At 43.8% G+C, this 26824-nt stretch carries 22 protein-coding genes, 1 pseudogene and 1 riboswitch; of the genes and pseudogenes, 14 read left to right on the plus strand and 9 right to left on the minus strand.

Going from position 1 to position 26824, the window contains the following annotated elements; genetic code table 11:
• Positions 1-9: 9 nt before the first annotated feature.
• Genes bioB through bioD form a run of 4 tightly spaced genes read left to right on the plus strand, consistent with a single transcriptional unit; the run spans position 10 to position 3622 of the window.
• Complete coding sequence (gene bioB / locus B0X70_RS07670; RefSeq protein ID WP_036812938.1) at positions 10-1047, plus strand: biotin synthase BioB; 1038 nt, start codon at positions 10-12, stop codon at positions 1045-1047.
• Positions 1047-2198 carry an 8-amino-7-oxononanoate synthase gene (bioF, locus tag B0X70_RS07675; protein ID WP_217471224.1) on the plus strand — a complete coding sequence of 384 codons (1152 nt, stop codon included), beginning with the start codon at positions 1047-1049 and terminating at the stop codon, positions 2196-2198. The genes bioB and bioF overlap by 1 nt, the downstream gene beginning before the upstream one ends.
• Positions 2182-2949, plus strand: coding sequence for a malonyl-ACP O-methyltransferase BioC (gene bioC, locus B0X70_RS07680; RefSeq protein ID WP_036780700.1), 768 nt, complete (start codon positions 2182-2184; stop codon positions 2947-2949). The genes bioF and bioC overlap by 17 nt, the downstream gene beginning before the upstream one ends.
• Positions 2942-3622 carry a dethiobiotin synthase gene (bioD, locus tag B0X70_RS07685; RefSeq protein WP_217471225.1) on the plus strand — a complete coding sequence of 227 codons (681 nt, stop codon included), beginning with the start codon at positions 2942-2944 and terminating at the stop codon, positions 3620-3622. Before bioC ends, bioD begins: the two co-directional genes overlap by 8 nt.
• Positions 3623-3839: 217 nt before the next feature.
• On the opposite strand, the gene B0X70_RS07690 is transcribed toward bioD, so the two are convergent.
• Together B0X70_RS07690 and B0X70_RS07695 are read right to left on the minus strand one after the other, a co-directional pair.
• Entirely contained in the window at positions 3840-4733 is an 894-nt protein-coding gene (locus B0X70_RS07690) for a queuosine precursor transporter (RefSeq protein WP_217471226.1), read from the minus strand.
• The gene (locus tag B0X70_RS07695; protein ID WP_046395960.1) at positions 4734-5348 is read right to left on the minus strand and encodes a helix-turn-helix domain-containing protein; all 615 of its coding nucleotides are present in this window, start codon (positions 5346-5348) and stop codon (positions 4734-4736) included.
• 1736 nt (positions 5349-7084) lie between these two features.
• Here B0X70_RS07695 and uvrB point away from each other — a divergent pair.
• The 5 genes and pseudogenes from uvrB to B0X70_RS07720 form a co-directional block, all read left to right on the plus strand.
• Positions 7085-9094 (plus strand): excinuclease ABC subunit UvrB, encoded by a 2010-nt coding sequence (gene uvrB, locus B0X70_RS07700; protein ID WP_217471227.1) that lies wholly within the window; start codon positions 7085-7087, stop codon positions 9092-9094.
• Between the two features lie 504 nt (positions 9095-9598).
• Positions 9599-11740: a type VI secretion system Vgr family protein gene (locus tag B0X70_RS07705; protein WP_246593470.1), complete on the plus strand. Its 2142-nt coding sequence runs from the start codon at positions 9599-9601 to the stop codon at positions 11738-11740.
• Between the two features lie 2 nt (positions 11741-11742).
• Positions 11743-13101 (plus strand): VRR-NUC domain-containing protein, encoded by a 1359-nt coding sequence (locus tag B0X70_RS07710; protein ID WP_217471228.1) that lies wholly within the window; start codon positions 11743-11745, stop codon positions 13099-13101.
• A gap of 14 nt (positions 13102-13115) precedes the next feature.
• Positions 13116-14261, plus strand: coding sequence for a DUF3396 domain-containing protein (locus B0X70_RS07715; RefSeq protein ID WP_217471229.1), 1146 nt, complete (start codon positions 13116-13118; stop codon positions 14259-14261).
• 38 nt (positions 14262-14299) lie between these two features.
• Positions 14300-14728 (plus strand): annotated as a pseudogene (locus B0X70_RS07720) (type VI immunity family protein); the annotation flags it as partial.
• A gap of 814 nt (positions 14729-15542) precedes the next feature.
• Here B0X70_RS07720 and B0X70_RS07725 read toward each other — a convergent pair.
• Both B0X70_RS07725 and yvcK read right to left on the minus strand, forming a co-directional pair.
• Complete coding sequence (locus tag B0X70_RS07725; RefSeq protein ID WP_217471230.1) at positions 15543-15830, minus strand: hypothetical protein; 288 nt, start codon at positions 15828-15830, stop codon at positions 15543-15545.
• A 624-nt stretch (positions 15831-16454) separates the two neighbouring features.
• Complete coding sequence (gene yvcK / locus B0X70_RS07730; protein ID WP_046396809.1) at positions 16455-17363, minus strand: uridine diphosphate-N-acetylglucosamine-binding protein YvcK; 909 nt, start codon at positions 17361-17363, stop codon at positions 16455-16457.
• Positions 17364-17607: 244 nt separating this feature from the next.
• A riboswitch (molybdenum cofactor riboswitch) is annotated at positions 17608-17752 on the plus strand.
• Between yvcK and moaA the strand changes: the two genes are divergently transcribed.
• The 5 genes from moaA (at position 17742) to B0X70_RS07755 (ending at position 20850) form a co-directional block, all read left to right on the plus strand.
• The gene (gene moaA / locus B0X70_RS07735) at positions 17742-18722 is read left to right on the plus strand and encodes a GTP 3',8-cyclase MoaA (RefSeq protein WP_040150973.1); all 981 of its coding nucleotides are present in this window, start codon (positions 17742-17744) and stop codon (positions 18720-18722) included. It overlaps the preceding riboswitch by 11 nt.
• 39 nt (positions 18723-18761) lie before the next feature.
• Positions 18762-19238, plus strand: coding sequence for a cyclic pyranopterin monophosphate synthase MoaC (moaC, locus tag B0X70_RS07740; protein ID WP_036777877.1), 477 nt, complete (start codon positions 18762-18764; stop codon positions 19236-19238).
• Positions 19238-19483, plus strand: a complete 246-nt coding sequence (gene moaD, locus B0X70_RS07745) for a molybdopterin synthase sulfur carrier subunit (protein WP_036777878.1) — start codon at positions 19238-19240, stop codon at positions 19481-19483. Before moaC ends, moaD begins: the two co-directional genes overlap by 1 nt.
• Before the next feature lie 20 nt (positions 19484-19503).
• Complete coding sequence (moaE, locus tag B0X70_RS07750) at positions 19504-19959, plus strand: molybdopterin synthase catalytic subunit MoaE (protein ID WP_217471231.1); 456 nt, start codon at positions 19504-19506, stop codon at positions 19957-19959.
• Between the two features lie 180 nt (positions 19960-20139).
• Entirely contained in the window at positions 20140-20850 is a 711-nt protein-coding gene (locus B0X70_RS07755) for a Bax inhibitor-1/YccA family protein (protein ID WP_110091467.1), read from the plus strand.
• A gap of 66 nt (positions 20851-20916) precedes the next feature.
• On the opposite strand, the gene B0X70_RS07760 is transcribed toward B0X70_RS07755, so the two are convergent.
• Genes B0X70_RS07760 through B0X70_RS07780 form a run of 5 tightly spaced genes read right to left on the minus strand, consistent with a single transcriptional unit; the run spans position 20917 to position 26634 of the window.
• Complete coding sequence (locus B0X70_RS07760) at positions 20917-22023, minus strand: ABC transporter permease (protein WP_217471232.1); 1107 nt, start codon at positions 22021-22023, stop codon at positions 20917-20919.
• Positions 22024-22035: 12 nt separating this feature from the next.
• Positions 22036-23196, minus strand: coding sequence for an ABC transporter permease (locus tag B0X70_RS07765; RefSeq protein WP_217471233.1), 1161 nt, complete (start codon positions 23194-23196; stop codon positions 22036-22038).
• The gene (locus B0X70_RS07770; protein ID WP_217471234.1) at positions 23193-24929 is read right to left on the minus strand and encodes an ATP-binding cassette domain-containing protein; all 1737 of its coding nucleotides are present in this window, start codon (positions 24927-24929) and stop codon (positions 23193-23195) included. Before B0X70_RS07770 ends, B0X70_RS07765 begins: the two co-directional genes overlap by 4 nt.
• Positions 24930-24938: 9 nt before the next feature.
• Positions 24939-25931, minus strand: coding sequence for a secretion protein HlyD (gene hlyD / locus B0X70_RS07775; RefSeq protein ID WP_217471235.1), 993 nt, complete (start codon positions 25929-25931; stop codon positions 24939-24941).
• Positions 25932-25947: 16 nt separating this feature from the next.
• Positions 25948-26634: a transcriptional regulator gene (locus B0X70_RS07780; RefSeq protein ID WP_036777886.1), complete on the minus strand. Its 687-nt coding sequence runs from the start codon at positions 26632-26634 to the stop codon at positions 25948-25950.
• Positions 26635-26824 lie beyond the last annotated feature (190 nt).

The following is a 26824-nucleotide window of genomic DNA, read 5'->3' on the forward strand; positions in this document are numbered from 1 at the left end:
GATGTTATTGTGATTGAGCGTAAGCAATGGACAATTAAGCAGGCGCAAGAGCTGTTTGATAAACCTTTTTTCGAATTATTATTTCAAGCACAACAGGTTCATCGTATCTATTTTGACCCACAGCAAGTACAGGTCAGTACACTACTTTCCATCAAAACCGGGGCTTGTCCGGAGGATTGTAAATATTGCCCGCAAAGTTCCCGTTACAAAACAGGTCTTGAAAAAGAGCGGTTGATGGAAGTGGAACAGGTGATTGATTCTGCCCGTAAGGCCAAAAATGCCGGTTCAACACGTTTTTGTATGGGTGCCGCGTGGAAAAATCCCCATGAGAGGGATATGCCTTATCTGGAAAAAATGGTTAAGGAAGTCAAAGCACTGGGAATGGAAACCTGCATGACGCTGGGTATGCTCAATGGTTCACAAGCACAGCGACTGGCGGAGGCAGGATTAGATTATTACAACCACAATCTTGATACCTCCCCGGAATTTTATGGCAACATCATTACCACTCGAACCTATCAAGACAGATTGGATACCCTTGATAAAGTACGTGAAGCAGGAATAAAGGTGTGCTCTGGTGGTATTGTCGGTTTGGGTGAAGCGATCCGTGATCGGGCCGCGTTATTGGTACAACTGGCAAATCTGCCAAAACCGCCGGAGAGTGTACCCATCAACATGTTGGTTAAAGTCAAGGGCACGCCATTGGCTGAAAACGAAGATGTCGACCCTTTCGATTTTATCCGCACGATTGCTGTTGCCAGGATCATGATGCCATCTTCTCATGTCCGGTTATCCGCAGGTCGTGAACAGATGAATGAGCAGACACAAGCGATGTGTTTTATGGCTGGCGCTAATTCTATTTTCTATGGCTGTAAGTTGCTCACTACACCCAACCCTGCGGAAGATAAAGACTTACAACTGTTTCGCAAGTTGGGTATTAATCCTCAGCAGACTCAGACGGCATTCGGTGATAATCAGCAACAGCAGTATTTGGCAGAAGCTATCATCAATGCAGATAACGAACAATTTTATAACGCGGCATTATAATGGATTGGTCAGCTTATCTTTCCCGGCAATTGTCTGAGCGTCGGGATACTTCTCTATGGCGTCAGCGGCAGGTCAATCAGAAATCAGATGGACGTTTCCTGTATACCGTTGATGACAAATATCTTAATTTTTCCAGTAATGATTACCTTGGGTTAAGCGCTAATTCCGCAGTCATTGCTGCATGGCAGCGGGGAGCTGAACAATATGGCGTTGGCAGTGGGGGATCAGGTCATATTGCGGGTTATACAAAAGCCCATCAGCTATTGGAACAGCAATTAGCTGACTGGTTGGGTTATCCAAAAGCATTACTGTTTATTTCAGGATATTCTGCGAATCAAGGGGTCATTGCCGCGTTAATGACGAAACAGGATCGGATTATTGCCGATCGTCTGAGTCATGCTTCATTAATGGAAGCGGCGATGCATTCTCCGGCTCAATTACGGCGTTTTCTTCATAATCAACCTGAATCACTTGCAGATTTATTGGCAAAACCTTGTATTGGTAAGACGCTGGTGGTGACGGAAGGTGTATTTAGTATGGATGGTGACTGTGCACCGTTGGCAGATATTCATCAGCAAACCAAGGCTTCTGGAAACTGGCTAATGGTGGATGATGCTCATGGTATTGGTGTCTGTGGTGAGCAGGGAAGGGGAAGTTGTTGGCAACAGAAAGTCAAACCAGAGATCTTGATTGTCACTTTTGGTAAAGCATTTGGGTTGAGTGGCGCCGCAGTGCTTTGTGATGAACAGACGGCAGAATATCTGATTCAGTATGCCCGTCATCTGATCTACAGCACTTCTATGCCGCCCGCGCAAGCACAGGCGCTTTCTGAAGCTGTTCGGCAGATACAAGCTGGTGATGAATTACGTCAACGATTGCAACAGAATATCAATTACTTTCGTCAGCAGGCGCAGAAATTGCCCTTTAATCTGACCGATTCAACCACAGCGATTCAGCCATTGATTGTGAGTGATAATGAACTGAGTATCTCCTTATCCCGGTATTTGCAACAAAAAGGGATTTGGGTTACAGCCATTCGTCCACCAACAGTGCCGCCGGGCAGTGCCAGATTACGTATTACTTTGACGGCCAGCCATACGCTACAGGATATTGATATGTTGATGGAGGTATTGCATGAGTTCCGTAGTTGAATTTGTTAATAAACAGGCGATTGCCGGAGCATTTGGTCGAGCAGCCGCCAACTATGATGTGGTTGCGAAATTACAGCAGCAAGCTGGTGAATTCCTCATGCAACAAGCCGATGGGCATCCTGGTAAGTTAGTCTTGGATGCCGGTTGCGGTACGGGGTTTTTTAGTCACCGCTGGCGGCAACAGGGGAAGCAGGTTATTGCATTGGATTTGGCGTCAGGTATGTTGATTCATGCCCGTAAACAGTTGGCGGCTGACTATTATTTACAAGGGGATATTGAACATTTAGGGCTTGCTGACAGCAGTGTTGATATCTGTTTCAGTAATCTGGTTGTTCAGTGGTGTGAGAATTTATCCAGCGCTTTAAGAGAACTTTATCGGGTAACACGCCCTGGTGGATTGATTCTGTTTTCCACCTTGGCTAAAGGTTCATTACATGAATTGAAACAAGCCTGGAGCGTGGTTGATAACTACCAGCATATTAATCACTTCCTGCCGCAGCAGACGATTAAAGATGCGTGTCGGGGATTCCGGCATTGTCTTATTAGTCATGTTTATCGCCAGCAATATTCTCATATATTGCCGCTATTGGGTTCGCTGAAAGGGATTGGCGCGACTCACCTTCATTATGGGCGTCAGCAGGGGTTGATGACGCGTGAACGGCTGATTGCTTTGGAACAGGCTTATCCACGAGAAAATGAACATTTGCCTCTTAGCTATCAAGTTGTCTTTGGAGTGATTTATCGTGACTAAGTGCTGGTTTTTGACGGGTACAGATACCGAAGTGGGTAAAACAGTTGTAAGTTGTGCTTTGCTACAAGCGGCAACTAAAGCAGGATATAAAACAGCAGGTTATAAACCTGTCGCTTCCGGTAGTGAAATAACACCGGTAGGTATTCGTAATTCCGATGCGCTGGCATTGTTGGCAAATAGTTCTGTGCCTTTGCAATATGAAGAAGTGAATCCGTTAGTATTTGTTGAAGCAACATCACCCCATATTGCCAGCGATGGCCTGAATCAACCTATTGATTTTGCTGTTATGTCTGCGGGATTACGTCAGTTAGAAAAGAAAGCGAACTGGGTTTTAGTTGAGGGCGCTGGTGGTTGGTATACCCCTTTATCGCAATCGGCGACTTTTGCTGACTGGGTGGTTAAAGAGCAATTGCCGGTTATTTTGACCGTGGGGGTAAAACTGGGCTGTATTAATCATGCGATACTTACCGTGAAGGCGATTATAGGTTCAGGGTTGCATTTTGCAGGGTGGATAGCTAATGAAGTTGAACCTGCAAGCAAGCGACAACAAGAATATTTGGCGACATTAGAGCGTATGTTACCCGCGCCTTTATTGGGTAAGATTCCTCATTTAACCCAAGGATATTTTAATCATTTAGGGGAATATATAGATTTAAACTTACTGGTTAATTGAATTATTAATCTACAAATCTAATTTGATGGAATTTTATTTTAATGTCACGATAAATGATTGCACTATGCATATCTCTGTTTCTGATAATGAATATGTGGATTTCACTGCTGATGATATGTAAAGAGTTATTTTAGGACAATATGCCGGAACGGTATTCCGGCATAAAAATTATATTTTTCAGTAACTTTTCTATCTTCTGACAAAGGCGAATATCCATTCATACTTCGGCAAGTTTTTTATTCACTGGAGCATCTGTTGGGTGGTTTATATAATTCCTGAATATCTTTCTTACCAGGTAAATAGGGCCTACACCCAGGATAGAATAAACCACTTTAATGAGGAACTGGGCGATAATCATTTCTTTTATGATATCTATACCGAGAACACCATAGAAAGCAACGGAGCAAAATATTATACTGTCGAATGCTGAGGCGATAACAGTACTGGTTATTACTCGCAGGAAAAGATACTTTGAATTGGTGAGAGATTTTATTTTGCAAAGGAGATACGAATTTATATTTTCAGAGATGAAATAAGCAAGAGATGATGCCAATAATACAGATACAATACTATTGACTATTCCATTATAAGTTGCACCAAACTCCCATCCAGGAACACCCGGCATCAGTGCGGTTCCCCAAAGCCCGAGAACAAATAATAGGTTTGCTGCGAAAGAGATAATAATCGTTCTTCTTGCCAGACGTAATCCATAGAATTCGTTCAGAATATCGACCAGCAAGAAGGTAATAGGGTAAATAAAAACGCCAGGAGGCGTGACGATATTAAGGATCGGGATATGAATGGGCTTCACGCCACATATGGTGGAGAAAATATAGATAACACTGAGTGCGATGCTAATGAGCAAATAGGCTTGCCATGAACGCTCATGACGATCCCCAAGTTCATAAGCTGTTACGATATTACTGTGGCTGTATAATTTCCTGTATATCGTACTGAGTTCATGCCTGCTCAGGTCTTCTGAGATATCACTGTCGGCTAGTTCTTTTAACCCCATAGTAATGGTCTTGCCTGTCGCTAGTACCATGACGTTTGCCGATAATTTACCGTATCTTGTGAATCCCAGTAATTTAAACTTCTGATTTGCGGTCATTTATAGTCTTTCTCCTACGATATAGCCTAAGAAATGAGCATTTTTGTAGGGTTTCCTATCGAGGTAATCATCATTTCTCTCTTGCCGGATAAAGAACCCAATTCCCTTAGCGTAATACAATAATGGCGTATTGGTGACTAATGTGGGGGGACGTTTTATCAGGATCACCTCGCCGGGAATGAATGTATCCTCTATTGCCGATTCAACTTTAAGAGCCAGCATGTTTGATTCATCACCAAAGAAATAGGTCAATGGATACTCGGTAACAAGCTGACCGATTTTTTTCTCAGAAACGGCTAAAAATTCAGATTGTGGAACGATAGGGATAGCCGAAGGATTTTTATTGCCTTCGGTTGAGAGTGTTTCATTGAGGCGTTCTAATTGTTCAAGGTCATAATATTCTATTTCTTCACAGGAAACACCGAAAAAATCGGAGATCCGAAGAATAGTAGATTGTTGAACGTTATTGACTTGCCCTTCCAGGATTTTATAAATGGTGGTACGGGTTAATCCTGTTCGATTGGAAAAAGAACTCTTGGTTTCTCCACGGGTACGTATCAAATATTCTATATTTTTAATGATATTTGTTTTTCGCTGTGCGTTAGATGTTTTCATGAAAATCCTTTATATAAAAATAACAGCATTACTATATATTACTTGATGATATTGTCCAGTGTGAAAAAACCACTCATTGTGATAATTTATTGATTTTACTTTTAATATCTTAATTTTCTGATGATCTATATTAGCACATCCTATATCAGAAAATGCTCATGGATTTACATTTATATTCTAAAAATGAAAGTTAAATCATGTAATTAAGTGAAATTCATTATAAAGTTTACACAAAACTGAACTTTATGTTTATTTTTGTGTTGACTTTATGGATTTTATTATAATAATGTTAAGTTGTGTTGATGTGTTTTTGGGTCATCAGATAGCATCAAACAAAATATTATTCTTATTATAAATCTCTCGGGGAAAGAGCTACTTTATCCTTCGAGTTTGGAAGTGGGTTATTTCTTTTAGCACTAGGGAATATCAAGAAAACAGAGGAAGTGAAATAAACATTAGGACTGAAATTAGTAAATTAATAAAATGATAACACGGTTAAAACACCAGGAAATGGCAGTATAAAGATGCTTTGGAACAGCAATCGATTGAAATTGTGAATGATAGATACAGAGTAGTTTTTCGATCGGAGATAGCCAACAGAATATTGGACGTTTTACGAGGGCAATGTCGATTTGATATTTGTGTATCTATCATTTTTTTACGTGTTCGCGATGGGGCTCATTTTGTAAAATAGGAGATATACTGATGTAAATTCATTAATTTATCAATAACATACATTAATATCCTAATTAAAAAACGGATTTTGTTCATGCCAATTAAGCCAATTATTGTTTTTGGTAAATATTTATCGGCATTGTCTATAGGTAATTGTTTATAGGTATTATTTGTTGGCATTGTTTATTGACAACATTGTTTATCGACAGCATTGTTTATCGACATAGTAAAAATAGTCAAAAGCGCTGTTGATGATATTGAATCTGCTATTGCTAAAAGAGCAGGAAGCAGAAAAGCCTATTTCTGCTTAACAAAAACACAACTTTCCTCTTGAGTAACAGATTTCCATACAGGAAACTGTTCACCGGTTATCTCCTGTTGAATAAAAATTCCAATCTAGTATCAGTATTGTTTTCTACTACTTGATGCAGAAAAGGCAGTTTTTTGCACTAATCATACAGAAAACACTGACGATTATCTACCTTTAATTATAGTAGCATTGAACGAATATAGTTTATTGATGTTTAATTCACATGAGAAAATTCTTACTTATTTCAGCAAAGTTATTCATTTTTTTGGAACAAATAACTGAGATAAAGGTAAAAAAATAGTAAAAATTTTTATCGATAGAGAATACCTATTTTGTGGCATGATATTGCAACCTCGTACAGTTAATAGGGTTTGTAGAGTTATCCACTATTCCTGTGGATAACCTTGTGTATTAGACTTAGAAAAGTGACGCAACGCAAGAAAATACGCGGCTTGAGTCAAGGTTGATGTTATTCTCGTCTTTGTTTTAATCCTTTTAAATATCAATAAGATAACTAAAATCAAGCCCTGTCTGGCCAGTGATGATGCTCCATGTTGTCACCTTTCAGCGGATCATATAAAAAATGGAAAAATCAAGATAATTTGGGGATAAAATGGCATTTATTTTGATATCAACGCATGTTTAATTGATAGGAAAGTGACCTAATTAAGTCCGTTTTTATAAAACCAACTTGAAGCTGGTTTTTTATCCAGTATTATATGTGCATTAATGTTAGGAAAGTGAGATACCGATGACTAAGGTGTTCAAATTACGTTCTGACTTCCAACCGGGTGGTGATCAACCAGAGGCTATCCGCCAATTACAGGAAGGCTTAGAAGATGGGCTTGCCCACCAGACTTTGCTAGGGGTAACGGGGTCGGGTAAGACATTCACTATCGCTAATGTGATAGCCAATTTAAACCGACCAACGATGGTACTTGCTCCGAACAAGACACTGGCGGCTCAACTTTACAGTGAAATGAAGGACTTTTTCCCAGAAAATGCCGTAGAGTACTTTGTTTCTTACTACGATTATTATCAACCGGAAGCTTATGTGCCAAGCTCCGATACTTTTATTGAAAAAGATGCTTCCGTAAACGAACACATTGAGCAAATGCGTTTGTCTGCTACCAAGGCTTTGCTGGAGCGGCGAGATGTGATTGTTGTTGCATCTGTCTCGGCTATTTATGGTTTGGGTGATCCCGATAGTTACCTAAAAATGATGCTTCACCTGACTAACGGTATGATTATTGATCAACGTTCTATTCTGCGGCGTTTGGCTGAATTGCAATATACCCGTAATGATCAGGCATTTCAGCGAGGGACATTTAGGGTACGCGGTGAAGTGATTGATATCTTTCCGGCTGAATCTGATGAGCATGCCCTGCGCGTTGAGCTATTTGATGATGAAGTAGAACGGTTATCACTGTTTGATCCGCTAACAGGGCAGATTCAATATCATGTTCCACGATACACCGTTTATCCTAAAACTCACTATGTTACTCCGCGTGAACGTATTATTCAGGCAATGGAAGCGATTAAAATTGAGCTTGAGCAGCGGCGTAAGGTATTACTGGCAAATGGTAAATTGCTGGAAGAGCAACGTATTACGCAGCGTACTCAATTCGATTTGGAAATGATGAATGAATTGGGTTATTGCTCCGGTATTGAAAACTATTCCCGTTACCTCTCTGGCCGTGCTGAGGGGGAGCCGCCGCCGACACTGTTTGATTATCTCCCTGCTGATGGTTTGCTGGTAGTGGATGAATCGCACGTTACCATCCCGCAAATTGGTGGGATGTACCGAGGAGATCGCTCCCGCAAAGAGACGCTGGTGGAATATGGTTTCCGTATGCCTTCCGCGCTGGATAATCGCCCACTTCGGTTTGAAGAATTTGAGGCACTGGCTCCACAGACAATTTATATTTCGGCTACGCCGGGCAAATATGAATTGGAAAAATCTGGTGGCGATGTGGTGGAACAGGTGGTGCGTCCTACTGGCTTGCTTGATCCGGAAGTGGAGGTGCGTCCTGTCGCAACGCAAGTTGATGATTTATTGTCTGAAATCCGCATCCGGGCGGTGAAAAATGAGCGGGTGTTGGTCACTACATTGACTAAGCGAATGGCGGAGGATTTAACGGAGTATTTGGAAGAACACGGTGAACGGGTTCGTTATTTGCATTCGGATATTGATACTGTCGAACGTGTGGAAATTATTCGGGATCTTCGTTTAGGTGAGTTTGATGTATTAGTGGGGATTAACTTGCTGAGGGAAGGGCTGGATATGCCGGAAGTTTCTCTGGTAGCCATTCTGGATGCGGATAAAGAAGGTTTCCTGCGGTCTGAACGTTCATTAATTCAGACGATTGGGCGTGCTGCCCGTAACCTATATGGTAAAGCGATTCTTTATGGCGATAAGATAACTGATTCAATGGCGAAAGCGATTGGTGAAACGGAACGCCGGCGTGCTAAGCAGCAGATATTTAATGAAAAACACGGCATTATTCCAAAAGGTCTGAATAAGAAAATTGGTGATATTCTGCAAATCGGGCAGCCGACGAATGGCAAAGGGAAGGGCAGAGGTAAAGCTGTTGCCACAACGGAAACATTCAGCAAACTGTCTACCAAAGAGCTGGAAAGCAAAATCCGCGAGCTGGAAGCGAAGATGTACCAGTATGCGCAGGATCTTGAATTCGAGCAGGCGGCGAGTGTTCGGGATCAGGTTCAGGCATTGCGTGAGCAATTTATTGCCAATTCTTAACAATTGCCCCGTAAATCCTGGCCCAATGCGAGGATGTCGCAAAAGGCCAGCATTGAAAATAAACCCGCAGAGATTTATTGCCTGTTATTGGGAGTGACAACCCATGACAGGCTAAATTTTTCGATTGAAAAAGGAGCTGTTGAGCGATTTATTAATCAAAGAATTCAATATGAAAAATCGGCATTGATGGCGATTAATTAGCCATTTTTCGTGACATTAATCACATTTTCTTCATATTCATCTGATAAATATCGTGATCTTGTGGTCATAATATTTAGAGAGCGAAATTCTCTGTTATCTGTTATCTGTTATCTGTTATCTGTTATCTGTCTCCACTCCATCCTACTCAGTTGGAAGCGGTCTGTTGTTCTCTCTAACGCCACGTATTAAATGATGGCTGTTTTACGCTGTCATTTTTTTACCGCGGAACAGACCGGCGCTATTTAAAAGAGCCGCTGTAATGACTCGTTTAATGGCTTCTTGCGTTATCCCCATCTCAGGATAATGGCTCAATTATGTAGGGTTTCAAATATGGATGGATTAGTTTTCACCTGCCGAATTGGCGCACTGCCCCAAACCACCTTTCAGGTAGCGCAATTTACTTTACAGGAAGAGCTGTCACAGCTTTATCGCCTGACGTTAAAAGTGGTGAGCTCACGTGATGACATTCCCCTGAATGAACAACTGGGGGACAGCGCGTCACTGACCATTACCCGCAATGGCGTCACCGAACGGACCATTAATGGCTTGATAACCGGGGCTGAACAGGATAATACCGATGGCCGTCGGACTTTTTATATTTTCACTGTCCGCCCCACAATGTGGCTGATGACGCTCAATCAGGACAGCCGTATTTTCCATCGAAAGTCCGTACCGGAAATCTTAACGATCCTGCTTAAAGAGCATCGTATTTTATTTACCTGCGATACGCTCTATAAACGCCATGCCGAACGGGAATACACCACGCAAAAACGCGAATCCGCCTATGATTTCTGGTGCCGACTGGCGGCGGAAGAGGGCATTATTTTCTGGTTTGATGAAAAACAGCTGTTGTTCTGTGATTGCTATCTGGGCATGCGGGCGGGTATCGATCTGACTTACAATACGCACCCTGAAACGGACGAGACAGATACTACCGCATACCAGTGGAGTTATGGCGAATACCTGTGCTCGAATGGCACGGTCCAGAAAGATCGTAACTTTCTTAACCCTAACTATGCACTTGAACACCGGGAGACAACCGACGATAGCGGGCACCATTTGGTGTTTGAAAGTTACGGGCGTTTCCAGTGGGACGCGGAAGCAAAACCGTTTACCCAACTGCGGCTGGAACAGTTACGAAACTACAGCAAAGTCGGCACCGCCAAAACCAACTGTATCCGGCTGCGTCCGGGCAAAATTTTTACCCTGCAATCCCATCCCATAGAGGCCATGAACGACCGCTGGCAGGTGCTGTCTGTCACGCATTATGGGTGGCAACCTGTCGCGTCGGACGACGGCGGCGAAGGAACCACGCTGACCAACGAGGTCGCCTTTATTCCGGGGCGACAGGACTGGCGGCCCCCTTACCGCTACAAACCGCTGGCGGACGGTGATGAAGTCGCCACGGTGGTCGGGCCGGGAAGCGAAGAGATTTATGTGAACGAACACGGCGCGATACGCATCCATTTCCACTGGAACCGTTACGATAAAGCGGACGACCTCGCGTCTTGCTGGGTACGGGTGGCCCAGGGCTGGAACGGCAACGGTTTCGGTTTTATGGCGATACCGCGCGTCGGGCAGGAGGTGATCGTCAGCTATCTCAACGGCGATATCGACCGTCCGATTGTGACGGGGTGTACCTACAATGGCCTCAACCGCCCGCCGCTTGATTTACCGCTGGAGAAAACCCGTACCACCTTTAAAACCCGGACTCGCGGCGGGCAGGGATTTAATGAACTGCGTTTTGAGGATGAAAGAGGCAGCGAGGAAGTGTTTATTCATGCTCAACGGAATATGAAAACGCAGATTCTCTGGGATAAAACCACGCAGATAGGCCATGACCAGCAAACAGAAGTGGCGCATAACCGCGCGGCGATAATTAAAAACGAGGATGATGAAGCGGTTCAGGGCTGCCAGACGCTTGAAGTCGGTCAAAATCAAACGGTGACCATTAAAGGCCAGCAAGCCATTTCCATTGGTAAAAGCCATCAATTAAACATCGAAGATAACCAGCAAATTACCGTGGGTAAACATATCACAATGCACTCGGAAAGCGGGCAAATCATCATTGGGAACGCAGGCGGACAGATAGTCATTGACCCGATGGGGAATATTCGTATCGAAGGGGTCAGCATCACCATGACCGACCATGTGACAGGAAGAAAATCCGCCGGTGCGCTGTTTGACTACTCCGCCCGCTATACCCTGCTGAGTGAACAGAGTGGTAAGCCGCTGGCGCATACCCGCTATACCATTACCACCGCTGGCGGTCAGACCCTTTCCGGTAAAACCGATGCGCTGGGCAGAACGATGACTGTACGGAGTGAGGCCGAAGAAAATCTACAACTGAGTTCGCCGGAAGCCCCACCGAAACCGAAGCAAACCTTATACGAAGTCGGTGATAACACGCCGGTAGAGTATGTGATGGAATTTACGGAGAAATAAATATGGCAATATCCAACAATGGCAAGATGTGCCCGGCTGTCACCTCAATTAATTGTACGATGGAAATAGGGGTTTTTCCCGCCGATGAAGATCCCTGTTATCTGGCGAGAAAAGCTGAATATGCCCAGCGGCTGCCGGCAATAATTTTCACTAAACAGGGCGCTATTCGCTTTCTTAAACAGGTTGTCATGAGCGGATTAATCAAAGTTGAAGAGTATAAACACGATTTCCTGTGGCCTTATAAAGCAGAAGTGGTGTTTGCTATCAGAGCGACTAAAGACGTTCCTCTGCCCATGCTGGCGACCAGTCAAGTCTCTAAGCAGCGTTATAGTAATAATTTACCACAATCCAGTAATCCGTTTGCCCGGCCTTCTGACGCCGATATGGAGAAATTTGGAATTGTTGGTATTCGGCGCCCCGATATTATTCTGGTTAAAGATGAAGCTCTTCGCTGGCCGGGCAGAAGTGCCACCTACTTTGATGGCTCTGTGCATCCTGATAACCTAAAAATGTTGATTGAAGTGAAATTTCCGGGTGATGAGCTAAGTAGAGATCAAGAAAAAGATTATATCCAGATTGCTACCCGTGATCGTTTTGGCGTAATGCGAGTCAGCGATAGTCGTACAGAAGAGCAAAAACAGTACGATGAAGCGTGGCGAAAACTTTATCAGCCCGGTTCCCAATACTATAAAAATCCCATCCCACTGGCCCCGCTGCCACCCGGTTCGCCGCCTGATGAGGAAGCTTTACCCGCTTCTCCCGCAGAGGGAGTGCCGGGGACTATTCCGCAACCGCTGACCAAAAAACTCCCACTGGTCAGTACCTCCCCGTGGTCTTTTTTACCCAGCTATGAAGACTGGGTTATCCTCGGGCAGGAGGTGGCGGGTCTGGCCGAAAATGGGTTGAATTATGTCCGCGACAGTACCCGGGAGCTCCTTGCCCAGTTTGGTTCATGGCTCAATCAGGCCGGCAAGTGGGTGTGTGAAGAAGTTATTGACCCGATAAGCCATCAGGTCAGCTACGCTTTTTCCTGGGTCAGTGCACAAACGGGGAAAATCGTGACCTGGACTGAAAGTGAGATAAAAGCCCGGTGGCAGACGGTGCAACAGGGTTCAGATATCACTCTGGAAGAGCTCAAAAACATTAGCTGGATGCAGATACTGAAAGAGGTGGGTGAAAGCATGCTGGAAATGGTGGTGATTATTGCCGGTGTCGCCGTTGTTATCCTTGTCACCCTTGCCGTCACTGCCGCGCTGATTGCACTGGTGGAGATTTTAGCCGCTGCTGCTGCGGTAAGCGCCGCCGCGTTAGCTGCCGTCCTGGCAATATTGGCGAGTGTGACATTCGCTACCGCTTCATAATTAACGGAGAGAATATGGATACTTCAAATTACTTTGCCCAACTGAGATCACAACTGACCTCTTTTCTTTTTAGCAATGCCGATGGACTGACTGTTTCCCGCCTGGGTCTCTCAATTACCCTGTTTTTTAAACAGGGTTACACACCGGAGAAAAAACAGCGCATTCTGGCCTGCTACCGGCGCTTTCGCGAAGAGTTTGGTACTCACCTGCGTTTTCACCGCCATGCTCTAAAAGGGTTAAAAAAATATTCACCGGAACATATAGCCAAAGTGGAAGAAGGTATTCTTAATCAGAAAAAAAATCAGCTTTCTACTTGGGATATTAGTGACGCTAAAAACATCTATGAAGCCCCTCACTATCTGATGCATTACTTGGATTCTCGAGAAATCGATGGTGACGACAGTAGCTCTTACCTTAGTCTGGTATTGCCCTGGGATTATCTAAAGGAACAAGAGGGCATAACCCGGTTTATGGCCTGGCTGGACTTTCTGTGTGAACAACTCGAACCTGACTGGGGAGACTGTGGTTACTGCCTGGTCTTACCCAGAGATTATCATGACTATTTTCCTCTGGAGTACCAACTGGCCCTGCGTTACCCTGCCCTGCAAGTCAACTCCACAGTTCACACCACGCTGGACGATTATGCCCACTCCATCCGAAGCATTAACTGGATCACCCTGTTGTCCAAACGATTTGTAAACCGACTGGGTGGGGAATTCTGGATACGTCAGGTGCTGCGCCCCTACCGGGATGTGGTGATTAGTTCTTACCGTGATGGCCTGATTATCCGGGCCGGTGAATACCCGGACTTAACGCCACTGCCGGGCAGTGTCCCGGAGAGTTATTTTGCCATTAACCAACTGATACGTCCGATACGTTTTGTTCCGGGAGAAGGTGATTCACTGCATTTTTATGGAGAGGGGCATTTTGATGATATTTCCACACAAGCCTGGTATGCCCGTTATGACCGTGGCCCGTTGCAAGTGACCCCTTTGAGAAGTGACCATCCGGCACTGGTTAGCGGGATCTGGCGAACCGATAGCCTGCCGGGCAGGCAGTACTTCTTTGCTCAGGGCGCGATGGCTTTCGATGTTGAAGGTGCAGAGAAGGGCACAACCCTCTGGCATCTGATCCGGGAAGCGGCAAATATGTGGGAATAACAGATTATCTACTGACTTAATAACTAACAAAGAAAATGATGGAAATTTCAGACGACTTTGCCCAGTTGAAATCACAACTGACCGCGTTTACCTTCCTCAATGGCGATGGGCTGACCGTTTCTCGTCTTGGGATTTCTATCACTCTGTTTTTTAAACAGGGTTACACCCCGGAAAAGAAACAGCGCATTCTGGCCTGCTACCGGCGCTTTCGGGAGGAGTTCGGTACTCATCTGTGTTTTCACAGCTATTCACTGAAAGGGTTAAGCAAATATTCACCGGAAAATATTATTAAGATAGAGGAAGGTATTCTCACTAGGAAAAAAATCAGCTCTGTGATTGGGTGGTTAGTGATGTTAAAAACGAAGATGAATCTCCTCATTATCTGATTGCGTTACCTAGATTCCCGAGAAATTGATGGTGACGATAGTAGCTCCTACCTGAGTCTGGTGTTGCCCGGGGATTCACTCCCTTGCCGTCGCGATGTATCTTGAAATCCATAGGGTATAAAGCCTTTAATTGAAATACCCATAAAACCAGAGCAGGTTTTAAACTGTGATTAAAAGTTATTTTTTTAACGTATGATTTTAATCGGTATCTGGTTTTAACCGTTTTTTATCTTTTTGCTATATGCTTTTTGCGAAATTTAAACATTATGATATATCGTGGTTTTACATTTAACGAATGTTAATCATATCCGATTTATTTTAACTGACATGGTTTTACCAGTATTTTTTTACCAATATTGTTTTACTGAAAATTCTGCGGGTTTTTTTAAATCATCACCCTTTATCTTTTCTTTGTAAATCACTAATCAATAGCTTGATAGTATAAAGACACCATTAATGCTTTTTAGGATAACTCTTTTTTAGCATTTAAGTCCTGCCAGATTAATCTCTTTATCTCTTTTTTTATCACGTTTTTTATTTATTTGTTCGTAAAATGAGGGTGAGAAAATACTTGAGCGTTAATCTATTCCATTAATGTTATTTTACGTGATTATTGCTTTTCAACTCTTGGTTAATGGTTAGTGAATTTCGACTAAATGTAATAGTATTGCTGATAAATGTTTAAACATAGTAAAGAATAGGCTGTTTTTAGTCACGCTATGCCTTTTAAAAATCTGGCATCAATGAGGTGCCTATTTCTTAATACTTAGTTGATTAATCACCGGTAAAATGGAAATATAAGTAAAAAATAATATTAAAAATATGATAAACTTGAGCTGTGGTTTTCACTCTTAGAGGCTGTTTTTTAATTGGAAATCTGCTTGATAAGTGATTTTTATTGATTAATTGTAGTAGGTTTAATGGTTTTTATATTTTCTAAACCGTATTTAACCTCCTTGTTTTCATTAAACTGATATTTAGGTTTTCTGGTTTCTGGTTTCTGGTTTCTGGTTTCTGGTTTCTGGTTTCTGGTTTCTGGTTTCTGGTTTCTGGTTTCTGGTTTCTGGTTTCTGGTTTCTGGTTTCTGGTTTCTGGTTTCTGGTTTCTCCTTTTTCTGTATTTTATCTTTTAGGTTTAAAACCAGTGAGGGTGGCAGAACTGATAACGGTATTAAGATTAACACCAATTTCTTTAATCATTTTTAATGTTGCTAAATATCCTTGATTTTCTGGGGTTAATCTAAAAGCTGCCCGGTTTTCTACAATTATAGTCTCTGATTTTTCGTAAACTTGTTGCAGTCAGGCAAAATCTTTTATTTAAGCAAGTTGGTTTAATGCGGTTAATGCGGTTAATGCGGTTAATACGGTTAAATATTTTGATAGGATATATTATTGTTATTAGGTTAACACTGTCATCTTTTCACCTTGTTTAATCAATTTAAAACCTGTTTTTTCTGATGTTTTCTCTTCCAATGTCCGAATGCCATCGGACTTTTCATCCGCTTTTAAAAATCCTTAATCACTGCTTTTTACTTTTGATGATTAAAGTTTTTACCGGTTTTTTCGTGGTTAACTTGGCCTCTTTTCCCGCTTTTAAAACCACACTGATAGATAAAAAAGGCTTTTTTAGCAATTGCCTGGTAAATCCTGGCCCAATGCGAGGGTGTCGCAAAAGGCCGGCATTGAAAATAAACCGCGATTTTGAGTAGATTTTTCTGACGCCCGGTGTGAATGGAAAGCATCAGTTGTTGTAGAAATGTCGTCATAAAGGAGAGCTTTTGCGACACCCTCTTTAACGGAGGGAACAGTCACCCAAGGTTTTGCAGGGTATTCTCTAACGCTTGATGCAGTAATTCACGGTCGTGGCGGTAGGGAACATCCTGTGCTTCGAGTATTTGCTGAGTGATAATTCGGCCGTTAAGGTCGCTGATATCTGTACAAGGGCCAACAATGACCGCATCAATTATCCGGCTGCCAATTTTGTTTTCCATTATTTCCAGCTTATCTTTCAGCGTCAGTTCAGCGGCGGCGGCACTTAATTCTTTGCCAAGATTACCGATATAAATCATATTGGCATTGCTACGGCGCAGGGCTTGGGTGAGATCTTCAAGCAGCAGCAATGGCATCAAACTGGTAAAGAAGCTGCCTGGACCGATGATAATCAGATCTGCCTGAGTAATAGCATCCAATGCCTCTTTTGTTGCCGTCGCGGGAGGATAAAGCATCAACTCCTGAGGAATACAGTGCAACTGATCAACATTAACTTCACCATAAATGGTGTTGCCTTGATCATCTATTGCCATCAGGTCAACGGGCTGCTCAGACATTGGAATAAGATGAGCATTAACTTTCAGTAAACTGCGGATTAAATTAATCGCCTCAAGGGGCCTGACGCTCAGATGATCCAACGCTTTAAGCATCAGATTACCCAGATTGTGCCCGGCCAATTCTCCATTGCCACCGAAACGGTATTCGAACATTGCCGACGCGACACTGGGTTCGGTAATAAGCTGATTTAAACAATTGCGGGTATCACCCCAGGCAATACCGCCTTCCGAACGCCGGATTCTGCCGGTTGAGCCGCCATTATCTGTCGTGGTGACAATGCCTGTCAGGCGGGAGCCTAGTGATGAAAGAGAGGACATAACGCGCCCAAGGCCATGACCTCCACCTAAAGCAACTACCCGATCTAAATCGGCTAATGTGCGATTTCGCATAGAATTCCTGTTGCTAACTGAACGTATATTTACCGAATAATTTTAACGTAATTTATTATAAAACACGATTAACCAACTCGCGTTATGATTGGGCGCAATGTTTTAATCAATCACCAATAGAAATTGCCTGTGATTTGTTCTGCCACTGGCTAATTCATTGTATATTCAATTATATAACGAAAGTAGGTATTCGCATTTTCCTTTGTTAAGCGCTAGAATTTGTAGTGGAAATGTAAATCACAGATGTTGAAATTAACTCCTAGCCTCTGCGTCTAACTCACTTTTTACACAGCGATATGATGTTTTGGCCGTGACCATTGAGTCACCAGGATGTGAGGCAGAAATGCCTGCGTCTCCCATGTTTGGAAAGGTGTTATTGTGGAACAACTCATAGATGCTTTTGCTCGTAAATTTTACTATTTACGGCTATCCATTACCGATGTATGTAATTTTCGGTGTACTTATTGCCTGCCGGAGGGTTATAAACCCCGTGGACATCACTCCTTTTTGACATTATCCGAAATCCGTCTTGTTGGCCGAGCGTTTGCCGATCTGGGTACAGAGAAAATCCGTTTGACGGGTGGCGAACCGACCATGCGCCGTGATTTCACCGATATTATTTCCGTCATACGTGAGAATAAGTTGATTAAAACCCTGGCGGTAACTACCAACGGTTATCGAATGGAACGGGATGTTGCTCAGTGGAAAGAGGCGGGTTTAACTGCGGTGAATGTCAGTATGGACACGCTTGATCCTCGCCAGTTTCATGCGATTACCGGACAGGACAAATTTTTTCAGGTGATGCGCGGTATTGATGCAGCATTTGCGGCGGGTTTTAATAAAGTGAAAGTCAACGTGGTGTTGATGAAAAATGTGAATGATATCCGCCTGCCCGCTTTTTTGAACTGGATAAAAGATCGTCCAATTCAATTGAGATTCATCGAGTTGATGGAAACCGGTGACGGCGGAGAAATGTTTCGTCAATACCACATTTCGGGAGAAACTATCCGGGAACGTCTGTTGCTTGATGGTTGGCAGTTGCTTCAACGTTCACGCAGTGATGGACCGGCACAGGTTTTTAACCATCCTGATTATCAAGGAGAAATTGGTCTGATCATGCCTTATGAGAAAGATTTTTGTCGAAGTTGTAATCGGTTACGTGTTTCTTCAATAGGTAATCTTCATTTATGCCTGTTTGGTGAACAGGGGATACCACTGCGTGACTTGTTGGCAAGTGAAGAGCAACTCGGTGATCTGAAATTGCGTATTCAGGGTGGATTGCGACATAAACGGGAAACCCATTTTCTTCATCAAGGCGATAGCGGCATCACCCCAAATCTTTCTGTCATCGGCGGTTAATTTACCGTCTAGATATTGTTGTTTTTTCAGGAGCTGAGAATGTCTCAATTAACCCACATCAATTCTACCGGTGAAGCACATATGGTTGATGTTTCCGCTAAAGCTGAAACATCACGCGAGGCCCGGGCAGAAGCTTTTGTTGAAATGAAGCCGGAAACATTGGCAATGATTATTGATGGCAGCCATCACAAAGGTGATGTATTTGCCACCGCGAGAATAGCGGGTATCCAGGCGGCAAAGCGCACATGGGAATTAATTCCGCTATGTCATCCATTACAGCTAACTAAAGTAGAAATCCAGTTGGAGGCACAAACGGAATATAACCGGGTCAGAATTGAATCTTGTTGTCGTCTGACCGGGAGAACCGGGGTTGAAATGGAGGCACTGACAGCGGCGTCGGTCGCGGCTTTGACAATTTACGATATGTGTAAAGCAGTACAGAAAGATATGGTCATTGGGCCAGTTCGTTTGCTGGAGAAGATAGGCGGAAAATTAGGCTATTTTAAGGCGGAATAATGATTAAAGTACTATTTTTTGCTCAGGTACGTGAGCTGGTAGGTACTGATTCACTGGATCTCGATAATCGTTACACAACCGTTGATGGGTTGAGAAAGGCGTTAATATCAAAGGGAGAGCGTTGGGCCTTGGCGTTGGAAGATGGAAAATTGTTGTCAGCGGTAAACCAATCTCTCGTTCATGGCGGGCACTCATTACAGGATGGTGATGAAGTGGCTTTTTTCCCGCCAGTGACTGGGGGATGATCAATGCTGGGGAATGATCAATGAACAACACCCGCATTTTCGTTGGGCCGGAAAATTTCAATGTAGGGGATGAATATCAATGGCTTGCGCAGTGTGATGAAGATGGCGCTATCGTCACTTTCACCGGCAAAGTCCGCAATCATAATTTGGGCGATAATGTCGGTGCGCTGAGATTGGAACATTATCCGGGAATGACGGAAAAAACGTTACAGCGTATTGTCACCGAAGCACGCAGTCGCTGGCCGTTGCAGCGAATCAGTGTTATCCATCGGATTGGTACGCTTTATCCGGGTGATGAGATTGTGTTTGTAGGTGTAACCGGTACTCATCGTCATATGGCTTTTGAAGCGGCTGAATTTATTATGGATTATTTGAAAACGCAGGCGCCTTTCTGGAAAAAAGAGTTTTTGTCTGATGGTGAACGCTGGGTTGAATCCCGTGAGAGTGATCAGGAAGCCGCGGGACGTTGGTCATGAAAGTTTTTGCTAAATTCTGCGAAGCGCTTCGAAAAAGAGTTGATTAAAAAGATTGCTATATGAGTAATTATTGAATAGTTAATTGTTTTGTTTATTTTCTATGATAATGTATAAAACTTGAGTGGGTTGTTGATACTGAACAACCTGGATTTTTGAATATTGTTATAAAAGGTAAGCTTCATGGATCGATATCCACGCTCTAATGGTTCGATAATCCAGCAAGCTGGAACCGGCCTGCAAACTTATATGGCCCAGGTTTATGGTTGGATGACTTGTGGCCTGTTGTTAACCGCGTTTGTGGCTTGGTATGTGTCACAAAATCAGGATATTGTTGAATATATTTTCTCAAACTCAGTACTCTTCTATGGGGTGATTATTGCCCAGTTTGGGTTGGTTTTCGTCCTCTCTGGCATGATTAACCGTATGGGAGCTTCGTTAGCCACGGGGCTATTTATGCTCTATTCGGCGCTGACCGGCCTGACGCTTTCTAGTATTTTCGTTATCTATACTATCGGCTCCGTTGCGAGCACTTTTGTCGTGACGGCGGGGATGTTTGGCGCGCTGAGTTTTTACGGCTATACCACCAAACGTAGCCTGAGTGGCCTTGGTAGCTTCTTGTTTATGGGGCTGATCGGCATCATTTTGGCTTCTCTGATTAACTTATGGTTAAAGAGTGAAGCGTTGACGTGGGCGGTAACCTACATTGGTGTCGTTATCTTTGCGGGCTTAACCGCTTATGACACTCAGAAGCTGAAAGAGATGGGTGAAGATCTGGATGTGAATGACAAGGAGAATTTGCGTAAATTCTCGATTGTCGGCGCACTGACGCTGTATCTAGACTTTATCAACATGTTCTTGATGTTATTGCGTATTTTTGGCGATCGCCGTTAACCGCTGATTTGCTTCTGATAAAAGCCCTGCATCGTTAAGCATAGCTAAAATGCAGGGTCATTTTTGTTAAGCAATCTTCCGTCGAAATAACCAATAAGCAAGATTACCGGTTGTAGCGGTAATGGCCAAAAGAGGCCATAGACTTCTCCAGATAACAGTGAAATCAGCATCTTTGAGATAAATTTGCTTGGTGATGTCGTTAAAGTGCCAAATAGGATTAATCCAGGTGATCTCTTGTAACCATCCGGGCATATTTTCAACCGGAGAAATATAACCGGAGATTAAGATAGCGGGCATGATAAAGACAAATACGCCAATAAACGCCTGTTGCTGAGTGTAGCAAAGGGAAGAGATTAACAGGCCAAATCCCACCAGCGATAAACTGTATATCAGCATAGCGCAGTAAAACAGCGTGAGTGAACCAGAAAAGGGGATTTGATAGCAGAAGATGCCAATAGCGAGCACTAACGTTGCCTGAAAGGTAGCGACAATCACCGCAGGAACTGCTTTGCCAATGAAAATCTGCCAGGTGGTCATAGGTGAAACCAGTAACTGGTCCAGCGTTCCCTGTTCCCTTTCACGCGCAATTGACAGTGCGGTGACCGTCAATATCCCGACTGTGGTAATTAGTGCCACCAAAGAGGGGACGACAAACCATTTATAGTCCAAGTTAGGGTTATACCAATTGCGGATCACCAACTCGCTATTAGTGGCTTTCGGCAGGTTACCCATTAGTTCCTGTTGATAGTTAAGGACAATTTCTTGGATATAGCCCGCTGCAATTTGAGCGCTGTTAGAATTGCGTCCATCCAGCAATACCTGGAGGGAAACTGGGTTATGGCTGGCAATCTTAGCACTGAAATCTTGTGGGAAGCGTACCAATAATAAGGCTTTTTGGTGATCGATGACTGGTTGTATTTCTTGTGCATGGTTTAGCAATATCACGTCAGGAAATGCTTTTGATTTTGCCAGCCGTTGGGTGAGTTCAATAGAGGCTTTGCCTTTGTCTTCATCAAAAATAGCAATAGTCGCGTTAGTCACATCAAGGGTTGCTGATAGAGGAAATAAGATCATCTGGAAGATAACCGGCATAACCAAGATGGCCCGTGTTTGCGGATCTCTGAGTAGAGACTGCAATTCTTTAATAATCAGGGTGTAAAGACGATAAAACATGCTAACTCCTTCTTAATCCAGACGCCGCTGGGTTTTCCATGCAGTCAGGCCAATAAACACAATAGCGGAGGCGATCAGTAATAATAGATTTATCATCAATACCGTGCTGATATTTCCAGCCAGAAAGAGCGTATGCAAGCTACTGACAAAATAACGAGCCGGGATGAAATAGGTTGCTACCTGAATAAAGGCGGGCATACTGTTTATTTCAAAGATGAAGCCGGAAAGCATAATTGCAGGCAGAAAGGCGACATTCAACGCTATCATTGCTGCATTAAATTGGTTGCGTGTCACCGTAGAGATCAAAAGCCCGATACCAAGGGCAGTAGCCAGATAGAGGCTAGTGATCGCAGACAATATCCACAGCGAGCCTCGGTAGGGTACATCTAGCACTAATACGGCCACCAGCATGCAGAGTAGCATGGAGAATGATCCAAGCACTTGATAAGGCAAGAGTTTAGAAAGCAGTAATTCGGCGCGGGTAATTTGAGTAGACAGCAGGGCTTCCATTGTACCGCGTTCCCATTCACGAGCGACTACCAATGACGTCAGGATGGCGCCAACCACGGTAATGATAATGGTGATTGCGCCGGGAATGATGAAATGCTGGCTAATTGTTGCCGGATTGAACCAATAACGGACCTGCATATCAATTAATGGATTAGTCGCGTTGCCCTGATCTTGCCCTCTTTGTTGTAGCCAAATCTGCCATACGCCTTTGGCATAATTTTGTACAAAGCTTGCGGTATTGGGTTCGCTGCCGTCAGTAATGACCTGAATTTGTGCTTTACCATCAGAGCGGGCAAGTTGCGTATCGAAATTAACAGGAATGACAACCAGCCCACGTATTTCTCCTGATTGCATCATATTAATTAATTGCTGACGATTATCACTGATTTTGGGTTCAATATAGGGTGAACCGGCAAAAGCTTGTATCAACTCACGAGCCTCTTTACTTTGTTGCTCTACCAGAATACCAAGACGGACGGTGCTGGAGTCGAGATTAATACCATAGCCGAAGATAAATAACAGAATCAATGGAATGACAATAGAAATTAATCCGCTGGTGGGATCACGCAAGATCTGTTTTGTCTCTTTTACACAAAGTGCTTTCAGTCGCCACCAAGAGAAACGGACAGCTTGCTGTGGAGCATGTTGCTTTGGGCTATTCATTGTGGCTCCTCATCATAATTAATGACCAGATCAATAAACGCCTGTTCCATTGATGGGTCAGGATTTTCATCGGTAGCAACCAATTGTTTCAAATCATCCGGTGTTCCGGCGGCAATCAATTTACCGCGAAATACCAGCCCTATTCGGTCACAATATTCAGCTTCATCCATAAAGTGAGTAGTCACCATAACGGTGACGCCTTTATCTACCATGCCGTTGATATGTAGCCAGAATTCGCGTCGTATCTGCGGATCAACGCCAGAAGTCGGCTCGTCCAGAAACAGAATGTCTGGCTCATGCATCAATGAGCAGGAGAGGGCAAGGCGCTGTTTATATCCCAGAGGCAATTCATCGGTGGTTTGCTGTAAAACCGATTTGAGATTGAAAGCGTCGATCATGCCGTCAATTTTCTCTTTTTGTTTACGTCCTTGCAGACCGTAAATGCCGGAGAAGAATTTCAAGTTCTGTTCAACCGTCAGGTTGCCGTACAGAGAAAATTTCTGCGCCATATAACCCAAATGTTGGCGAGCTTTCCCGGAGCTGGTTTTAAGATCCATTTCCAATACCAGTGCCTTACCGCTAGTAGGTACCATAAGCCCGCACATCATTTTGAATGTGGTGGATTTACCGGCGCCGTTTGGGCCAAGCAGACCAAAGATTTCTCCGCGTTTCACCTGAAAATCAACATGGTCAGTGGCAGCAAAATCGCCAAATTTCTTGGTTAAATCCTGTGCTTCAATCACTGTTTCTGTCGGGTTAGCTGTGATTCGTGGCATGATCTCTGCCAATTCCGAACGACGGGTAGAGCCGCCGCCGAGTAAATCGATAAAAGCATCTTCAAAGCGAGGAGTTGCTTTAATGATTTCAGCCTCTGGGAGTTCAAGCCGGTTAAGCAATTCTTGCGGGGAGACATCAGGTTTGAGAATAAGACGAACATATTTTCCCTGAATCACGCCATCGGTGACTTGTGGCAAGGTAAGAGCGTGTTGCAGTGTTTTTCTACGGGAATCCTGTTTGGTATCAAGCAAAAAAGAACGTCCGAACATCTTTTGGGTTAATTTTTGCGGCTGCCCGTGGTGGAGCAATTTTCCTTGATTAAGTAACAGGACATCGCGACACTGTTCAGCTTCATCCAGATAAGAGGTGCTCCAGAGAATTAGCATGCCATCATCTGCCAGTTCGTGAACCATCCTCCAGAGTTCGCGGCGGGCGATTGGGTCAACGCCAACGCCGGGTTCATCCAGCAGCAGAACTTTGGGTTTGCCAAGCAAAGTACAGGCCAGCCCCAGTTTTTGCTTCATACCGCCTGAAAGCTTGCCCGCCAGTCGCCCGGTAAAACGGGTCAGATCGGTAAACGTGAGTAATTGCTCATAGGTTTTCTTACGTTCATCACCCAGAACGCCGCGCAGATCTGCATACAGATTCAGGTTTTCTAATACGGTGAGATCTTCATACAGGCCAAATTTCTGCGGCATATAACCCAGTTCAAAACGCACTTGTACGCCATCTTTTATCGGATCAAGCCCCATGATTGCAATAGAACCACTATCGGGTTTCAGTAAGCCTGCTAACATGCGTATCAGCGTAGTTTTTCCCGCTCCATCCGGCCCGACAAGGCCGGTGACAGAGCCACCGTAGATCTCAGCGGTTAGGCTGGATACCGCAGGATGACTCAAGTTAGGAAAAGTTTTCTCGACTTTTGCCAACGTTATCGTATATGCAGCGCTGCTCATGACAGCCCCTTATTTGTCTGAATCAGAAAAATGCAGGGTAACTGGCATACCTTGACGCAGGGCCTCATCCGGGTCGGTGACAATAATGCGCAATCGATAGACTAGATCGGTACGTAGATCAGGAGTCTCTACATTTTTTGGCGTAAATTCGGCTGTGGGTGAAATAAAGCCAATTTTGCCGTGATAAGGTTTATCTTTACGGCTGTCGGTATAGAGCAAAATTTCACGTCCGGGCGTTGCCAGCCCAAGATGGCTTTCACTGATATAAGCTCGAACCCAAACCGGGTCAGTCAGCGAAAGTGTAAACACCGTATTGCCTGCCGCCAGCATGGTGCCGGGTTCAATGGCGCGGGTTAGGATAGTCCCCGGCGAGGGGGAAGTCAGTTGAGTATCTTGTAAGTCCAATTCAGCCTGAGCAACAGCCGCTTCGGCTTGAGCAAGCTGGCCTTTGGCTTCTGCAATTTCTTCTTTACGATAACCGGTTTCGAACTGGTTCAGTTTATCTTTTGCTGCTTGTAAAGCCGCTAACGCTTGGTTACGGTCAGTTTTAGCATCATCTAGTTCGTTGGCTGAAATAACTTTGCTTTGCCATAGACCTTGTTGGCGTTTGAAGAAACTATCGGCGAAATGCCAGGCCGCCTCACGTTGTGCAACTTCTGAACGGACTTGGGCAATTTCTTCGGTGCGATAACCCTCTTCCATCATAGCTAAACGGGCTTTAGCGCTATCACGAGTGGCTTTCGCTTTATTAAGGGCGTTAATAAATGGCCCATTATCCAGTTGGCCGATTGCTTGATTAGCTGCAATGGTATCGCCTTCATCAACTTGCAGGCTGGCGAGTTTGCCGCCAACCCGGAAACTCAGATTAACAGTACGTATATCTACGTTGCCATAGAGAGTCAGAGTTTTATCATTTTTACCTTGATAATAGTAACTTCCTAAAATAGCGCCAAGAACAACGGCGACCACTAATATTGCCAGCGTGACTTTTTTGTTGTACATGATATTCCCTGTTATTTTATTTATTCGAATTCTGTTTTTTCAGTCCATTCAGTAATAAATCAATATGCTGGATAAGGATCTGATCAATCAATTTATATTCTTCGGGTCCAATATTATTCCAGCCTGTTTGACGTAATAAGGTTTCCCTTGCCATTCTGAAAGTGAGAATTTCTCCCATGAGCGCATGGGCATGCAGCATGGTAGAGAGCTGATGTTCATCGGCGCCGATATAGCTGGCAATCAGTTTATTTAATCTATTATGGAGGGGAGCTAGCGCTTGCTCATGGATTAGAGTATAGGCATCCGTTGGGGCGAGTTGCTCTCTGGCCATTATTCGGCTGATATTGATACTCTCTTTTTCAATCATCAGACGATTAACGCCAAGAAATCCTTCGTGAATTAATCTCAATATATTTTCCGGCGCACCTGTCGTTGATGATGAAAAAAAATCATCAATCTCTTTAAAAAGATGAGTGAACTCCTTCTTGATTGTATCAGTAATATACTGGGCGACTGCCTGATAAAGCCCCTCTTTAGATCCAAAATAGTAGGCTATGGCAGCAATGTTCTGTTGAGCGCGCAATGCGATTTCCCTAGTCGTTGCACCGGTCAGTCCTGATTTACCGAAAATTTCAAGGGCTGCTTCGAGTAACTGTTGTTTAGCTTGTTCGCCTCTGGCGGTTTGGGTGTTGTTGACTGACATGGACATGAATCCTGTTGCAAATAATCAAAAGACTTAAACAAAATATCAATCATGGGTTAACTCTATACTTATAGTAAATCAATGTAAATTGCATAAAAATGTTATGGATCATGAAAATTACCGGCTAAATAGCTGTAGTTTTAGTTGCGCCATCAGAAAGTATATCTGATATAATAATTCAGATATGGCG

The organism is Photorhabdus akhurstii, from assembly GCF_019090985.1.
Classification (GTDB): domain Bacteria; phylum Pseudomonadota; class Gammaproteobacteria; order Enterobacterales; family Enterobacteriaceae; genus Photorhabdus; species Photorhabdus akhurstii.

Excerpts from the sequence above, each read along its gene's own strand:
- bioF (WP_217471224.1), top strand. The coding sequence starts at position 1,047 with ATGGATTGGTCAGCTTATCTTTCCCGGCAATTGTCTGAGCGTCGGGAT.
- bioC (WP_036780700.1), top strand. The coding sequence starts at position 2,182 with ATGAGTTCCGTAGTTGAATTTGTTAATAAACAGGCGATTGCCGGAGCA.
- B0X70_RS07690 (WP_217471226.1), bottom strand. The coding sequence starts at position 4,733 with ATGACCGCAAATCAGAAGTTTAAATTACTGGGATTCACAAGATACGGT.
- B0X70_RS07695 (WP_046395960.1), bottom strand. The coding sequence starts at position 5,348 with ATGAAAACATCTAACGCACAGCGAAAAACAAATATCATTAAAAATATA.
- uvrB (WP_217471227.1), top strand. The coding sequence starts at position 7,085 with ATGACTAAGGTGTTCAAATTACGTTCTGACTTCCAACCGGGTGGTGAT.
- B0X70_RS07705 (WP_246593470.1), top strand. The coding sequence starts at position 9,599 with ATGGCTCAATTATGTAGGGTTTCAAATATGGATGGATTAGTTTTCACC.
- B0X70_RS07710 (WP_217471228.1), top strand. The coding sequence starts at position 11,743 with ATGGCAATATCCAACAATGGCAAGATGTGCCCGGCTGTCACCTCAATT.
- B0X70_RS07715 (WP_217471229.1), top strand. The coding sequence starts at position 13,116 with ATGGATACTTCAAATTACTTTGCCCAACTGAGATCACAACTGACCTCT.
- yvcK (WP_046396809.1), bottom strand. The coding sequence starts at position 17,363 with ATGCGAAATCGCACATTAGCCGATTTAGATCGGGTAGTTGCTTTAGGT.
- moaC (WP_036777877.1), top strand. The coding sequence starts at position 18,762 with ATGTCTCAATTAACCCACATCAATTCTACCGGTGAAGCACATATGGTT.
- moaD (WP_036777878.1), top strand. The coding sequence starts at position 19,238 with ATGATTAAAGTACTATTTTTTGCTCAGGTACGTGAGCTGGTAGGTACT.
- moaE (WP_217471231.1), top strand. The coding sequence starts at position 19,504 with ATGAACAACACCCGCATTTTCGTTGGGCCGGAAAATTTCAATGTAGGG.
- B0X70_RS07755 (WP_110091467.1), top strand. The coding sequence starts at position 20,140 with ATGGATCGATATCCACGCTCTAATGGTTCGATAATCCAGCAAGCTGGA.
- B0X70_RS07760 (WP_217471232.1), bottom strand. The coding sequence starts at position 22,023 with ATGTTTTATCGTCTTTACACCCTGATTATTAAAGAATTGCAGTCTCTA.
- B0X70_RS07765 (WP_217471233.1), bottom strand. The coding sequence starts at position 23,196 with ATGAATAGCCCAAAGCAACATGCTCCACAGCAAGCTGTCCGTTTCTCT.
- B0X70_RS07770 (WP_217471234.1), bottom strand. The coding sequence starts at position 24,929 with ATGAGCAGCGCTGCATATACGATAACGTTGGCAAAAGTCGAGAAAACT.
- hlyD (WP_217471235.1), bottom strand. The coding sequence starts at position 25,931 with ATGTACAACAAAAAAGTCACGCTGGCAATATTAGTGGTCGCCGTTGTT.
- B0X70_RS07780 (WP_036777886.1), bottom strand. The coding sequence starts at position 26,634 with ATGTCAGTCAACAACACCCAAACCGCCAGAGGCGAACAAGCTAAACAA.